This is a genomic window from Microbulbifer sp. SH-1, assembly GCF_011326135.1.
Classification (GTDB): Bacteria; Pseudomonadota; Gammaproteobacteria; order Pseudomonadales; family Cellvibrionaceae; genus Microbulbifer; species Microbulbifer harenosus.
Map to the genome: position 1 here is coordinate 407,720 of NZ_CP046948.1, position 14,035 is coordinate 421,754.

The 14,035-nt window shown below is 60.7% G+C and carries 13 protein-coding genes; 5 read left to right on the plus strand and 8 right to left on the minus strand.

Features of this window, described 5'->3' with window-relative positions:
* Positions 1–3: 3 nt before the first annotated feature.
* Genes GNX18_RS01770 through GNX18_RS01780 form a run of 3 tightly spaced genes read left to right on the plus strand, consistent with a single transcriptional unit; the run spans position 4 to position 3,499 of the window.
* Positions 4–1,275, plus strand: a complete 1,272-nt coding sequence (locus GNX18_RS01770; protein ID WP_166215072.1) for an MFS transporter — start codon at positions 4–6, stop codon at positions 1,273–1,275.
* 15 nt (positions 1,276–1,290) lie between these two features.
* On the plus strand, positions 1,291–2,487 hold the full coding sequence (locus tag GNX18_RS01775; protein WP_166215074.1) for an MFS transporter: 1,197 nt from the start codon (positions 1,291–1,293) through the stop codon (positions 2,485–2,487).
* A gap of 13 nt (positions 2,488–2,500) precedes the next feature.
* Positions 2,501–3,499 (plus strand): HPP family protein, encoded by a 999-nt coding sequence (locus GNX18_RS01780; protein WP_138236434.1) that lies wholly within the window; start codon positions 2,501–2,503, stop codon positions 3,497–3,499.
* Between the two features lie 174 nt (positions 3,500–3,673).
* Here GNX18_RS01780 and GNX18_RS01785 read toward each other — a convergent pair whose 3' ends face one another.
* From GNX18_RS01785 to arsC, 8 genes are all read right to left on the minus strand, one after another.
* A complete protein-coding gene (locus tag GNX18_RS01785) occupies positions 3,674–5,428 on the minus strand; it encodes a sugar phosphorylase (RefSeq protein WP_166215075.1) in 1,755 nt (584 codons plus the stop codon).
* A gap of 53 nt (positions 5,429–5,481) precedes the next feature.
* A complete protein-coding gene (locus GNX18_RS01790; protein WP_166215077.1) occupies positions 5,482–6,705 on the minus strand; it encodes a glycosyl transferase in 1,224 nt (407 codons plus the stop codon).
* A 24-nt stretch (positions 6,706–6,729) separates the two neighbouring features.
* On the minus strand, positions 6,730–7,581 hold the full coding sequence (locus tag GNX18_RS01795; protein ID WP_166215079.1) for a mannosyl-3-phosphoglycerate phosphatase: 852 nt from the start codon (positions 7,579–7,581) through the stop codon (positions 6,730–6,732).
* A gap of 281 nt (positions 7,582–7,862) precedes the next feature.
* Positions 7,863–8,600 (minus strand): RT0821/Lpp0805 family surface protein, encoded by a 738-nt coding sequence (locus GNX18_RS01800; protein WP_166215081.1) that lies wholly within the window; start codon positions 8,598–8,600, stop codon positions 7,863–7,865.
* Positions 8,601–8,777: 177 nt separating this feature from the next.
* A complete protein-coding gene (gene sppA, locus GNX18_RS01805) occupies positions 8,778–10,646 on the minus strand; it encodes a signal peptide peptidase SppA (protein ID WP_166215083.1) in 1,869 nt (622 codons plus the stop codon).
* Positions 10,647–10,703: 57 nt separating this feature from the next.
* Positions 10,704–11,090, minus strand: coding sequence for a DUF2069 domain-containing protein (locus tag GNX18_RS01810; protein ID WP_240914157.1), 387 nt, complete (start codon positions 11,088–11,090; stop codon positions 10,704–10,706).
* A 2-nt stretch (positions 11,091–11,092) separates the two neighbouring features.
* Positions 11,093–11,689, minus strand: coding sequence for an NAD(P)H:quinone oxidoreductase (gene wrbA, locus GNX18_RS01815; RefSeq protein WP_166215085.1), 597 nt, complete (start codon positions 11,687–11,689; stop codon positions 11,093–11,095).
* Positions 11,689–12,033: an arsenate reductase (glutaredoxin) gene (gene arsC, locus GNX18_RS01820; protein WP_138236441.1), complete on the minus strand. Its 345-nt coding sequence runs from the start codon at positions 12,031–12,033 to the stop codon at positions 11,689–11,691. Before arsC ends, wrbA begins: the two co-directional genes overlap by 1 nt.
* 183 nt (positions 12,034–12,216) lie before the next feature.
* Between arsC and GNX18_RS01825 the strand changes: the two genes are divergently transcribed.
* Positions 12,217–13,575 carry a YihY family inner membrane protein gene (locus GNX18_RS01825; protein ID WP_166215087.1) on the plus strand — a complete coding sequence of 453 codons (1,359 nt, stop codon included), beginning with the start codon at positions 12,217–12,219 and terminating at the stop codon, positions 13,573–13,575.
* 13 nt (positions 13,576–13,588) lie between these two features.
* Complete coding sequence (locus GNX18_RS01830) at positions 13,589–14,026, plus strand: TlpA disulfide reductase family protein (protein WP_166215089.1); 438 nt, start codon at positions 13,589–13,591, stop codon at positions 14,024–14,026.
* Positions 14,027–14,035: the final 9 nt, after the last annotated feature.

Sequence of the window (14,035 nt, forward strand, 5' to 3'; positions counted from 1 at the left end):
GTAATGGCATTTCCCGCACTGGCGGCAAGACTGCGAACTTTTCTTTTCGGCTACAGCGGCACTTCCCTGGCCACCGGCCTGCAGGTGATTCTGCTGCCGTGGATTGCGGTTTCCCTGGTGGAGCTGCCGGCCCTGCAGCTGGGTTGGGTGCAGGCCTCGGTACTGCTGCCGAACCTTGTGTTCCTGTTGTTTGGCGGTGCGCTCGCCGACCGTTTCGACGCGGCGCGGGTGGCGGCGCTGTCCTGCGTGGGGCTGGCGTTATGCCACGCGCTGCTGGCCATATATCTGCTGGAGCGGTTACCGAACCTGGTGCTGTTGCTCGCCTATGGTGTCAGCCTGGGTATCTTCACCGCCTTCCTGCAGCCGGCGCGGGACAATCTGGTGCATCGCTGTGCGCGCACACCGCAAGATGGCACTGCCAGACTAAGCGAGGCCCGGGTCCAGCACACGGTTACCTGGATGATGCTGGCCCAGTACGGCGGGCAGGCGGTGGGCATGCTGCTGGCGAGTCGCTTCGACCTCTGGGGCGCGGAGCCGCTGCTGTTGATTCAGGTGGGCGCCCTCGCCATCGCCGCGCTGTTATTCATCTCCATCCGGCATCACGGCCCCGCGCCGGAATCCATTGCACAGAAACTGCCCTCGGCACTGCTGGAGGGATTTGCGGAAGTGAAAAAAAGCCGTGCGATCCTTGAGCTGGTTTTGCTGGTGGGTTTCAACGGCCTGGTGCATATCGGCGTATTCCTGGTAGTGCTGCCGCTGATGGCAGACAGTTACGGCCGCGGCGCCAGCTACTACGCGAGCCTGCAGATCGCGTTTGTGGTGGGTACCGTGATTGCCACCGTCGCCATGCTGCGGCGGGGGCAGGGGGACCAGCCCGGGCGCGGTGTGCTGATGTGCCTGCTCTACAGCGCGGCGCTGTTGATTGCCATCAGTTTTGGCCCCACGCCCTTCGGCCTGATGTTGCTGTGCGCCTGCTGGGGGGCGGTGGCCGCGGCCTCCGCCGGGCTTGGGCGTGCCATTGTCCAGCTGCTGGCGCCAGAGCAGGTGCGCAGCCGCATCATTTCCATCTACCAGTTGTCCCTGTTCGGCTCCGCCGCCATCGGCGCGCTGGCCGCCGGCGCCATCAGCGAATTTTCCGCGCCGCTCACCACTCTGTTGTGGGCGGGGATCTTCAGCCTCATCGCCTTTGCACTGGCCTGGTACAGCGGCGCACTGCGCGGACTGACGCTGCACCGCGACTCTCCCACAGAACACGACCCCCACTCACAACCCTAGGACGAGCCTCAAACCATGCTGAAGCCCCTCCAATGGCGCCGCCCTGAAATCCTGTTGCTGTTACTGGCACTCGCCATGCCGCTGTCTTTCGGTGTGTGGCAGGCGCTGCTGAACAATTTCGTGATCGAGCGCGCGCAGTTCACGGGAGCGGAAATCGGACTGCTGCAGAGCGTGCGGGAAATCCCGGGCTTTCTCGCCTTTACCGTGGTGTTCGTACTGCTGCTGGTGCGGGAGCAGCGCCTCGCGTTTATCTCACTGATTGCGACGGGCGCCGGGGTGGCGATTACCGGGTTCTTTCCCTCCACTCTTGGGCTGTTGTGCACCACGCTGCTGATGTCCGTGGGGTTCCATTACTACGAAGCGCTGAAAACCTCACTGGCGCTGCAGTGGTTGCCGAAGGAGACCTCGGCGATCTGGCTCGGGCGGATCATGGCCGCGGGTTCCTTTGCGTCGCTCGCGGCCTATGGCCTGGTGTGGCTTGCGGCGGAAAAACTGCAGCTGGATTACACCTGGATCTACCTGATCGGCGGCGGGCTTACCGTGTTGCTGGTGGCTGCGCTGTGGTTGGCATTTCCGGCGTTTCCGCAACCCCATGTACAGCACAAGAAAATCATCCTGCGCAAACGCTACTGGCTGTATTATGCGCTCACCTTTATGAGCGGCGCGCGCCGCCAGATTTTTGTGGTGTTTGCGGGCTTCCTGATGGTGGAAAAGTTCGGCTACAGCGTGGCTGAAGTGGCGCAGCTGTTTATTGCCAACCACCTGTTGAACCTGTACCTGGCGCCGAAGATCGGCCGCTTTATCGTGCGCTTTGGCGAGCGCCGCGCGCTGACGGTGGAATATATCGGCCTGATTGTGGTGTTCGGCGGTTACGCATTGGTGGAAACCGCCACCGCCGCGGCGGTGCTCTACATCATCGACCATTTGTTCTTCTCTATGGCCATCGCCATCAAGACCTATTTTCAGAAAATTGTCGACGAGCGGGACATCGCTTCATCGGCCGCCGTGAGCTTCACCATCAACCACATCGCCGCGGTGATTATCCCGGTGGCGTTCGGCCTGATGTGGCTGGTATCGCCGGCGGCGGTGTTCTGGTGTGGCGCGGCCATGGCCGCGGGCTCACTGCTGCTGGCCCAGAATATTCCGGCGTTGCCGGCGGCGGGCAATGAAGTGCGCTGGGGCAGGGTGGCTGCGCCCGGCGCGACAGCGTAAAAGAACCGGTTTTATGGGGGATTACTTGGGCTTTTTTCACGAGCTTCGCGCTTATCTCGGCATCGAGAGAAACAACACCAGCCACCGCGAAAAACTTATCTCCGCGCTGGGTGCGGCACTGGCGATTGCCTGTGTGTTCTGGGCCACCCAGCGCGCCCTGAGCGCGGGGCTGATCGACATATCCACCAGTTTTTTCATCATCGCCTCCATGGGCGCCAGCGCCGTGCTGCTGTTCGCGGTGCCCCACGGCGCCTTGTCGCAGCCTTGGGCACTGGTGGGCGGGCACCTGATTTCCGCGTTGATCGGTGTGATCTGCCACAAACTGATCGCTCACCAGACCCTGGCCGCCGGCGTTGCCGTTGGCAGTGCGGTGGCCGCCATGTACTACCTGCGATGTATCCATCCACCCGGTGGCGCCACTGCACTCACCGCGGTGACCGGTGGCGATGCGGTGTACCAGCTGGGGTTCAATTTTCTACTGGTGCCGATTTTCACCAATGTGCTGTTGATCCTGTTGGTGGCGGTGCTGTTCAACAGCCTGTTTTCCTGGCGGCGTTACCCGGTGCATCTGGGCCGACGCGCAAAGCCGGTCGTCACCGCAGAACCCTCCGACCGGGAAACGGAAATCACCCAGGAAGATTTTGCCGCGGCCATCCAGGAGCAGGACTCCTTTGTGGACATCACCGCAGAGGGTTTGACGGAGCTGCTTGAACTCGCCAAACAGCATGCGGAGCGCAATGTGGTGCACCCGAAAGAAATCATCGCGGGGCGCTGTTACAGCAATGGCAAACTGGGGCGCTTGTGGAGCGTGCGCCAGGTGGTGGACGAATCCATGGAGCCGCCGCCGGTGCAGGATCGGGTGATCTACAAGGTGCTGGCGGGTGACGGTTCCTACGATACCGGAATCTGCCTGCGCGACGACTTCCGCCGCTGGGCGCGCTTCGAAGTGACCCTGAGAAACGGCCACTGGGTAAAGTCCGCCGAAAGCATCGACGAGGAACACCCCGACTAAATTCTCAGGCCTTTTAATTTCGGAATACTTTCCGAGAAGGTGGCGATAGCGGGGACAGCTTTGCGAGACCTTCCGCGAGAGGGACCTCGCGGAAGAGCCCCCATGGATGGGTTCACGGCGTGTCTCGCAAAGCTGTCCCCGGTAACGTCACCGCCACTAAACTTTTTTTCTCTCTCACCACCGATTACTGATCCACATCGTCTGGTAAGGATCGAGCGTCACTGTCGCCAGCATATCGTCGAACACCGCGTTGCTGACGAGGTCTTTCCACTGATCCGTGCCGATCAGATTGATGGCATTGAGTGACACTGTCTGCGTCTGGTCGGAGATATTGTTGAGACAGAATATGCTCTGGCGGCGGTCCTGACTCTGGCGCCAGAAAGCGAAAATCTGATCCCCCAGATGCAGGGTGAACTGGGTGGCGTTGGGGTGAAAGGCGGGCTGCTCGCGGCGCAGCTGGATCAGCCGGCGCAGCTGGTGGAAAACCCGGTGGTGGTGGCTGTCCGGGTCCGCCAGTTTCTTATTCAATTCCAGTTCCTGCCACTGGCGGCGGTTGATGGCGCGGTTGTGGCCGTGTTCTTTCATGCGCTCGTAATCGTTGGTGGTACCCACCAGACTGTGCAGGTAAAACGCCGGAATCCCCTCCAGTGCGAGCATGATCGCGTGCGCGCAGATAAACCGCGGCAGCTGCCAATCGTCTTCCCCTGCGGTGGTGCCCTTCAACGCGTCAATCAGTGAAATATTGATTTCGTACGGTTTGCTGCTGCCGTCGTCCAGCGCGCGCCAGGAAATCTGTCCACCGAAATTTTCCATGGTCTGGATCAGCGCTTCCTGCTCACTGTCATCCAGTAAGCCTTCTACCGGGCGCAGGCCGATACCGTCGTGGGAGGCGATGAAATTGAAATAGGTGGTGCCGTTCTGGGCTGGCGGCATGCTCATCAGCCAGTTCTTCAGGTAGCGGCAGTTACCGGTCACCAGAGTGTTGACCAGCAGCGGCGGCAGCGAGAAGTTGTAAATACAGTGCGCTTCGTTGGCGTTGCCGAAATACGAGAGGTTTTCCCGGTTGGGAATATTGGTCTCGGTAATAATCACCGCGTTGGGGTTGGCGTGTTCGATCAGCGTGCGCAGCAGGCGCACGATCTCGTGGGTCTCCTCCAGGTTCAGGCAGTTGGTGCCGAGTTTTTTCCAGATAAACGCCACCGCATCCAGACGAAAAATCCGTACGCCCATGTCCAGATAGAGGCGGATGATATCGACGATTTTTGCCAGTACCTTCGGGTTGGCGAAATTGAGGTCGATCTGGTCGTGGCCGAAGGTACACCACACATGTTTGGTGCCCGTTGGGGTGGTGGTGGCGCGCAGCAGCGGCGTCACCCGCGGGCGCACCACCTTGCTGAGATCTTCATCCGGGTCTACCTCCACAAAGAAATCGCTGCCGGGGTCTGCACCCTGCTGGTAGTTGATAAACCAGTCGTGCTGTGCCGAGCAGTGGTTGATAACGAGATCCGCCATCAGGTGAAAGTCAGTGCTGATGCGCAGGATATCGCTCCAGTCTCCCAGTGCCGGGTCCACCTGCTTGTAGGCGGAGACCGCAAAGCCATCGTCACTGGTATAGGGGAAAAACGGCAGGATGTGCACGGTGTTGATCAGCATGGGGAAGTGCGCCTGCAGAAAGTGGTGCAGGGTCTTCAGCGGCGGCCGGTTGTCACTCAGGATGCTGTTGCCGTAGGTGATGACCGCGATATCCGTCTGGTCCCACAGATTCTTGTGCGCGAGCGGGTGCTGGCAGTCTTCGTCGAGGCGCATCAGACGGGTCAGCTCATGGGCAATGGGTTCCACTTCCATCTGCGGGTAGATGAAGCGGAGATGGTCCACCACCTTCTGGTGCAGCACTTCCCGGATTGGCAAATGCGTGTTGCTGTTGTTCATGGTCCCCCCTGGTCCAACTCTGTTCTTGTTCTACGGTGATTGATACGGAAGCGTCAGCTGTTGAATTCCTCGTAGTCGGCCTCTACCGCATGCACCAGTTGTTGCAGAAAGCCGGGCTCCGCGCTGGTGATGCGGTTCCAACTGGGAATAAACGGTGTTTCCATCGGGTTTTCCAGAAACGCCTGGCCGGCCTTCACCAGATTGCTGGCAAACAGCTCCACCGTTTGCTCTTCCTTGTGAATATCAAAATTCAGGCCATTGATGATGGCGTCGTTGCGATAGGTCTCGACGAAATCCAGCGCGACCCGGAAATAGGTGGCCTTGATACTGCGGAAGGTTTCCGAAGAGAACACCGTGCCCTGGGTGGCCAGTTTGCGGAAAAAGGACTTGGCGATGTCGATGGACATTTTCGACAGTCCGCCGTGTTCGTCGTCGAAGGACACATCCTGATGCTTGTGGTCGTATGCATGGGCAATGTCCACCTGGCACAGGCGATTGGTGGAGTAATTGCGGTGCATTTCCGACAGTACGCCGATCTCAAGCCCCCAGTCACTGGGAATGCGCAGATCGTTGATTACGTCGCGGCGGAAGGAGAATTCCCCGGCCAGGGAATAGCGGAAACTGTCCATGTATTCGAGATACGCGGTGTGCCCGTAGATTTTTTTCAGGGTGCGGATCAGCGGCGTGACCAGCAGGCGGCAGACGCGGCCGTTGATCTTGCCGTTGGCCACGCGGGAGTAAAACCCCTTGCAGAATTCGTAGTTGAAGTTGGGATTGGCTACCGGATAGAACAGTCGCGCCAGCATCATGCGGTCATAAGTGACGATGTCGCAGTCGTGCAGGGCGATGGCCTCGCCGCGGCGCGACGCCAGAATGTAACCCAGGCAGTACCACACGTTGCGGCCTTTGCCGGCCTCCTTGGGCGCGAGCCCGTCGCGCTGCAGTTGTGCGTCCAGTTCGCGCAGGCGGGGGCCATCGTTCCACAGCACACGTACATGCTGCGGCAGCACGCTGAACTGTTTGAGCGCGTCGCGGTACTGGGATTCGTCGGCGCGGTCGAGACCGATCACAATCTCGGACAGGTAGGGCACCTCGGCGAGAATTTCGAGGATACGCGGCAGTGCTTCGCCTTTCAGCTCCGAGTAAAGCGAAGGCAGTAGCAGTGACATGGGGCGCTGCTGTGAGAATCGCAGGAGGTCAGACTCCATATCCTCCAGGCTGCGGTTGGACAGGTTGTGCAGGGTCGTGATGTCGCCATTCTGAAAAAAGTCGGTCACGTTGTGCTTCCTATTTTGCGTGCGTTATTTCGGAATCTGAGCCCGGCGGGAGAGGATGTGCTGAATCGCTTCCGCCCAACCCTGTGGGCCGGTGTTGCGGCTGACGATGAGGTCCGGGTGCCCGGTCAGCTGCGGCGGCGGGTGGGCCGGGGAGCGCACCAGGACAGCGATATCCGCCGCCTTCAGCATGTCGAGATCGTTGGGACCGTCGCCGCTGGCAATCAGCCGGTACGCGCGCTCGCTGTAGCGCTGATAGATGTTTTTCAGCAAGGTCGTGGCCGCGCCCTTGTCGGTCTGGCCGAGCACATGCAGGAAGCGTCCGCCCTGCAGGGTGGAAAATCCGGCGGCGTTGGCGCGGGCGATAAATGCGCGCTTCTGCGACTCGTTCCCTTGCCACAGCAGCGGCTCGGAGTAGTCGCGCCGGTTGGCTTTTTCCGCCTGCGCGTATGTGAGGCCGGTGGCGGCAACAATGTCCGCCGGCGTCGCGGCGGCAAAATTCAGATAGGGCGCACCGTGCTGCTCGCTGTCCATGCGAATGAATTCGAGGATGCGACGTCGCGGTGCCCCGGGCTCGAGTACCCAGTAGCCGGAGTTTTCATCAGCGAGTTCCGGCTTGTGCGGGAAATAGCCCAGGGGAATAAAAATCGCCGAGCCGTTTTCGACAATGAACGGGTGGCGGTTGTGCAGGGACTGCCGCAGGTTGAGCATCTCATCGCGGGTTTTGCTGCTGTTCAAAATAACCGGAATACCGGCCGCTTCCAGTTGTCGCAGCGTACTGTCCGCCGCGCTGTGGGAATAGGTGTAGTGATCGAGCAGGGTGCCGTCCAGGTCGGTGGCGATCAGCCACTGCGCCTGAGACTGTTGTGCTTGCGTCATTCTTATCCGCGCGTTGGTTCATCGTCGACGCCGCGAAATTGTGCGTCGTTATCCTGGGGTAATCCAAAAATAGTGCCAGTCGCGGGAAAGTGAGCCACAGCGGTGCCTGCGGCGGGAGGATTGGCGTCGGATTTTTGCTTTCGTGCTTCAGTGTGGGGATGTTGTCAGGGCGGGATGCGGTCGGCGAACCAATCTGGTGCACCGTTTTGGGGGGCGGTCTACTGGGTGATAAATGGGCAAATCCGTGCCGTCGGCGCAGGGCCGGCGGCATGGATCAGGGATCAGTTGGCGCGAACCCAGGTTCCGTCCTGGCGTCGGCAGGCGACTCCCTGGGAGCTGCGGGAATCTCCGCTGGCAGCGTAAGCGGCGGTGAAGGAGCGGCAGTACTGGTCACCGCGCTGTTCCACGGCGCCGGGGATGACGGTGTAATTCTCGCCGCCCTGCGCGTTCTGCCAGCTGATCGTTTCCCCCTCCGGTGCAAACTCCAGTGCCTGCGCGAGGCAGGCCTGGTTGCGCTGGTCCATGCGGCGACCGACTTCGCCGCCGATCAGTACGCCGGCAATGGCGCCGCCGATAGTCGCCGCGGTATTGCCGCGGCCGTCGCCGATCTGATGGCCAATCACGCCGCCGATGAGTCCGCCGAGTACGCTGCCAACCTTGTTGCTGTTACAGCCGGTGCCGGAGGTTTGCGTTGTCGGGCGCCATTCCGGGCGGTATTCCGGTTCCGGGGCCTGCTGGTTGAACCAGGGGGGCAGAACCACGACGCGCGGCTGTCGGTCGTGGTGATGGTGGTGGTCGGCATAGCGTGGCGCCCGGCAGGTGCGCTCCTCTTTGTAGTCGCCCTTGCTATTCCACTTGCGCTCTACCTTGCAGTTGCCATCCCAGAACTCTTCCTTGTGTTCATGTTTGTGGTGCTTGTCGTGTTTCTTCCAGCCGCGGCCCTCGGGGGGATCGGCGTACAGTGACATGGACAGACTGCCGCACAGCAGGGCGGCGATGGCAGTGGAGAGTGCTTTCATTGTTGGTTTCCGGTCACGGTTACTTATCTAACTGGCGTGAATACTATCAATCGCCGTCTGAACCGTAAGTGAATCGGTCTACGTTCCGGATCATCGGTTACGGGAGTGTGAAAGAGGGGGGAGGTAATTGTGCACCCGCCGGCGCTGATGGCGGCAGCGGGTGCAAATTGGATGGGATCAGGGTGCGACGCAGCTCATGCAGCGCACATACAGTGCCCGCGGATCCCGGAAGGTTTTCAGTTCTGCAAAGGGTTGCAGCGCAGGTTGCAGGCTGCTTAGCCATGCGCCCAGCGGCAGATTCTGCTCCACGCTGGCGGCGATTCTCGCGTCCACATTCTCTGCCAGCGCGCGCATCAGCTTTTCACTCGGGGTCAGTTCGCGCTGGATTTCCAGCACCTCGTATTTTTCCAGGTTGGCGATCTGCGCGGCGTCGGCAATGGCGTCCTGCAAGTTACCAAGCTCGTCCACCAGCCCCAGTTCGTGCGCCATGCGCCCGGTCCATACCTGGCCCTGGGCGATCTTGTGGATTTCCTGCGGGGTGCTGTTGCGGGCTTCCGCCACCAGGCGCAGGAACTGCGCATAGGTGTGTTCCACCCCCTGTTGCAGAATGTCGGCAGCGGTTTCCGGCAGCGCGCGGTCGATGCGCATAGTGCCCGCGAGTTCGGTAGTACCGACGCCGTCATTAAAGATACCCAGATGTTCGAGAGATTCCTCGAACGTGGGGAAAGCGCCGAACACACCGATGGAACCGGTAATCGTGGAAGGCGATGCCCAGATGCGATCGCCGCCGGCGGAAATCCAGTAGCCGCCGGAGGCCGCCACGCTGCCCATGGAAATGATCACCGGGATGCCTGCCTCGCGGGTGGCGAGCAGTTCCTGGCGAATGGCCTCGGAGGCGAAGGCGGAGCCGCCGGGGCTATCGATGCGCAATACCAGCGCTTTCACTTTTTTCTCGCGCGCTTCGGCAATCAGCTTGCCCAGGGTGTCGCTGCCGATCTGCCCGGCGGGCGCTTCGCCATCCACGATGGCGCCGGCGGCACTGATCAGGCCGATCTTGTCGCTTTGCTTGCGTGGGTCCGGCAGGTTCGCCAGTTTGGTGTGACGCAGGTAATTCATGGCGTCGATGGATTTGTACTGGGTTTTGTCGGCTTCGCTCACACCCACCAGCTCCTGCACCTCGGCGACGGCGGCGCGGCGGGTGAGCAGCTTATCGACGAATTTGTTGGCGAGTGCAGCGTCCGCCCAGCTGCCACCTTCCGCGCGCATAAGCGAGGGCAGGTCGGCGATGTAGTTGTCGATGGACTCCGGCGGCAGGTTGCGCAGGCCGGTCACCTGCTCGGTGTACTCGGTCCACAGCTGGTGCAGCCAGCGGCTGTTGTTTTCCCGCGAGGCGGGGGACATGTCGTCGCGGGTGTAAGGCTCGATGAAATCCTTGTAGTCGCCCACGCGGAAGACATGGAAGTTGATCTTCAGCTTGTCCAGGGCGCTCTTGAAGTAGTTGCGGTAGCTGCCGAACCCCGTCAGCAACAGCGAGCCCATGGGGTTCATGTAGACCTTGTCGGCATAGCTGGCGAGGAAGTACTGGCCCTGGGTGAAGTTGTCGCCAATGGCGTAGACCGGCTTCTCGCTGGCCTTGAAGCGCAGGACGGCTTCGCCGACTTCTTCGAGCTTGCTGAGGCTGGCTCCACCCAGATAGTCGAGTTCCAGGACCAGTGCGGCGATACGGTTGTCGTTGGCGGCGTGGTCGATGGCGTCGACCAGGTCTTTGACGCGGGTTTCCGGTGGGGTGGATGGACCGCCGAGGAAGGCGGGCACGCCGCTGGGCTGGCTTAGCTCGTCCACAAGATAGCCGCCGGGTGCGACTTTGAGGGCGCCGCCCTGGGGAACGGTGATACGCTCTTCACCGCCGAAGATGGCGATGCCGATAAACAGCAACAGCAACAGGAACAACAGGTTGGTAAACACCCGGCGCAACCAGGTGATGCCACCGCCAATGGCACCGAAAAAGCGGCGCATGGGGCCGCGGCGATGTGTTGATTCAGTCAAACCTGAACTCCTTGTTGTCGGTCTGTTGTATTTTCATTGAGTCTTGTGGCGGTACTGCTACCGGGCTTTCGCATTTTGCAACTGCACTTGCCAGCGGCTGGCCATCATCGCGGAAACAAACAGGATAAGGCTGAGGGCGGTAAGTACGCCATGCTGCCAACCGCGTGTGGGCATCATTACGTCGACGATTCCGGCGGTGATGTACAGCAGCAGGATAAAGCACAGCCACAAATAGCTGCGCTGCCGGCGTTTGAGCATACCCGGCAATACCAGCAATAGCGGGATAGTCTGCAGCAGCCACCATTTCAGGGAACCGTCCAGAAAGAGATTCCACACCGCGAACAGTAGCAGAAGACCGCTGTAGCAGATCCAGTTGAGTTTTCTGGCAATGTCCAGTTTGCGCGCGACCTGCGCGATGTCGATGGTTTTGGGTTGTTTGGCCACGTTCAGTCTCCGAGTTTCTGTGCCAGATCGGCGACACGGGTACCGAGGGCGCGGCACAGGGCAACTTCGTCGCGGCTGAGGTCACTGGTGCCACTGCCCGCCCAGTGGGAGGCACCGTAGGGGGTGCCTCCGGTGGTGGTGTGCATGAGTGCGGCTTCGGAGTAAGGGATGCCGGCGATCAGCATGCCGTGGTGCAGCAGTGGCAGCATCATCGAAATAAGGGTGCTTTCCTGCCCGCCGTGCAGACTGCCGGTGGCGGTGAAGACCGCCGCGGGTTTGCCGGTGAGGCTGCCGTCGAGCCACATGTCACTGGTCTGGTCGAGGAAGTAGCGCAGAGGCGCGGCCATATTGCCGAAACGGGTGGGGCTGCCGAGCAGCAGGCCGGCGCAGTGGCGCAGGTCTTCGGCGCTGCAGTAGGTTGCGCCGCTGTCGGGCACTGGCGGCAGGCTGGCTTCGGTGTCCGGGGAAACCGGCGGCACAGTGCGCAGACGCGCGGTCAGGCCGGCTTCTTCTACGCCGCGAGCGAGCTCCGCCGCCATTTTGGCGGTGGCGCCATTGCGGCTGTAGTAAAGAATGAGTACATAGGGCTCAGGCGACATTAGATGAGTTCCAGCACATTTTCCGGTGGGCGGCCGAGCACCGCGGTATTTCCTTTAACCACGATGGGGCGCTCGATAAGTTTGGGATTTGCCGCCATGGCGGCGATCAGCGCATCGTCCCCAAGGCTGGTGTCGCCGAGGTTCAGTTCCTTGTAGGCGTCTTCGCCTTTGCGCAGCAGGTCGCGGGCACGGATACCGAGCTTTTTTAGCAGGGTCTTCAGGGTGTCGGCATCCGGCGGGGTTTCCAGGTAGAGCACCACCTCCGGTTCAATCTGGTTGTCCTGCAGCAGTTGCAGGGTTTGGCGGGATTTTGAACAGCGGGGGTTATGGTAGATCGTCCACATCGAAAGGGCATCCTGTTACGGTTTGGCGTATTCTAACAGCCTGCTGTTGGTCGTCTACGCTGAGGTATGGCGTACTTTCTACACAAATTGCGTGGTTTTCCCCGCAGGATTCAGCGAAGAATCCGGCGGTGGCCGCTTTATAACAATTGGTATAACAAGTCGTATAACAAACTGAGAAGACCCATGACTGAAATGGTGCACCGCTGGCGTCGCTTCTTTTTTTCCCTGTGGACGGTTTTCAACGAAAAGAATTGCCGACAGAACGCCGCCGCCCTCACATACATGACCCTGTTCGCCATCGTGCCGCTGGTAACGGTGAGCTACGCCATGCTGTCGCTGTTCCCGGATTTCGCCGGTCTCGAGAGCAGGATCCAGCAACAGATTTTTTCCCACTTCGTGCCCGAGAGTGGCCGCGAAGTGCAGGAATACATCAACAATTTTTCCGTGCAGGCCCAGCGGCTGACCGGCGCCGGGATCGCGATACTGCTGCTGACTGCGGGCTTCATGCTGAAGAACATCGAAAATACCTTCAACGCGATCTGGGATATCCCCCGTGGGCGCAAAGGCGTTTCCAGTTTCCTGCTGTACTGGGCCATCCTGAGCCTGGGGCCGATTCTGCTCGGCGCCGGTATGGCCGCCACCACCTACCTGTTCTCACAGAAAGTCCTCGCGCAGAACGACAGTCTCGGCGTGCTGCCCGTTGTGCTGCGGGTGCTTCCGTTCATCTTTACTGCGGTCGCTTTCACTCTGCTGTTTGTGGCGGTGCCCAATTGCCGGGTGCGACTGAAGCATGGGCTCGCCGGCGGTGTGATTACCGCAGTTGCGTTCGAGGCGGCGAAGTATGTGTTCGGTGCCATCGTGTCGCGCAGTTCGGTGCAGGCGATTTACGGTGCCTTTGCGTTTGTGCCGCTGTTTCTGATCTGGATCTACACCATGTGGATGATCGTGCTGGCGGGCTGTGTGCTGGTGCGCACGCTGTCGGTGTACCATGCCGCCGCGCAGGGCCGCAATTATTCAGATCTGGTGGCGACCCTGGCGCTGATGTCGAAATTTTTCAGCAATTACCAGAGGGGGCTGCCGGTGAGTGAGCAGGATATTTCCCGCGCGGGCATCCGCCCCGTGCAGTGGCGACGTATCCGCGAAATACTGCAGTCCCACAAGGTGATCGCGCAGACCGACCGCAACGACTACGTGCTGGTGCGGGATCTGGATTCCATTACCCTCGAACAGATGGTCGACTGGCTGCACCCTGCACCGGTGCCGGAGAGTGGCCACCGCGAACTGCAGGCGCGCGCCTGGTTTCGCGAAGTGGACGCTCGCTTTCGCGAGGCGCGGGACTACGCTCACGAGCATCTCTCCCAGAGCCTCGGCGATCTGTTTCGCGAGTCCATGGCCAAGGAAATGCTGGAGAAGTCCGTGGAACCGGTGGCGGATACCAAAGAGCTGCCGGCACCAGAAAACAACAAAGACAACCAATCAGCCAGCAAAGGAAACAGCCGCAATGTCCGCGCCAAGTCCTCGAGCCGTACCGCCAACTCGTAAACAGTTTTCCCTTGTGCTGATACTCGCACTCGCCGCGTCCTTTTTCGGCGGGTGTGAAAGTGGCCGCGACGGACTGCAGTCCCTCGACGGCAAGCCGCTGCGCACCGAGGGCAAGATCCTGCTGGTGAACTACTGGGCCGAATGGTGCGCGCCGTGCCGCGAGGAGATTCCCGAGTTGAATGCGTTCTATCGCGAACACAGCGATAAGGTGCTGGTACTCGGGATCAATTTCGATCAGCTGCCCGCCGAGCAGGTACAGCAACAGGCGGACAAATTTGCCATCGAATTTCCGCTGCTGGCAGAGGCTCCGGCAGGCCGCTGGGGCCAGGCCATGCCGCAGGTGCTACCGTCTACTTTTATCATCGATGCCAGCGGCCAGTGGCGGCGGACTCTGGTGGGACCACAGACGGCACAATCGCTCGCGGAGGCCGTCGCGCAAGTGCAGAACTGAGCCGGCAAA

Excerpts from the sequence above, each read along its gene's own strand:
- GNX18_RS01770 (WP_166215072.1), top strand. The coding sequence starts at position 4 with ATGGCATTTCCCGCACTGGCGGCAAGACTGCGAACTTTTCTTTTCGGC.
- GNX18_RS01775 (WP_166215074.1), top strand. The coding sequence starts at position 1,291 with ATGCTGAAGCCCCTCCAATGGCGCCGCCCTGAAATCCTGTTGCTGTTA.
- GNX18_RS01780 (WP_138236434.1), top strand. The coding sequence starts at position 2,501 with ATGGGGGATTACTTGGGCTTTTTTCACGAGCTTCGCGCTTATCTCGGC.
- GNX18_RS01785 (WP_166215075.1), bottom strand. The coding sequence starts at position 5,428 with ATGAACAACAGCAACACGCATTTGCCAATCCGGGAAGTGCTGCACCAG.
- GNX18_RS01795 (WP_166215079.1), bottom strand. The coding sequence starts at position 7,581 with ATGACGCAAGCACAACAGTCTCAGGCGCAGTGGCTGATCGCCACCGAC.
- GNX18_RS01800 (WP_166215081.1), bottom strand. The coding sequence starts at position 8,600 with ATGAAAGCACTCTCCACTGCCATCGCCGCCCTGCTGTGCGGCAGTCTG.
- wrbA (WP_166215085.1), bottom strand. The coding sequence starts at position 11,689 with ATGTCGCCTGAGCCCTATGTACTCATTCTTTACTACAGCCGCAATGGC.
- arsC (WP_138236441.1), bottom strand. The coding sequence starts at position 12,033 with ATGTGGACGATCTACCATAACCCCCGCTGTTCAAAATCCCGCCAAACC.
- GNX18_RS01825 (WP_166215087.1), top strand. The coding sequence starts at position 12,217 with ATGACTGAAATGGTGCACCGCTGGCGTCGCTTCTTTTTTTCCCTGTGG.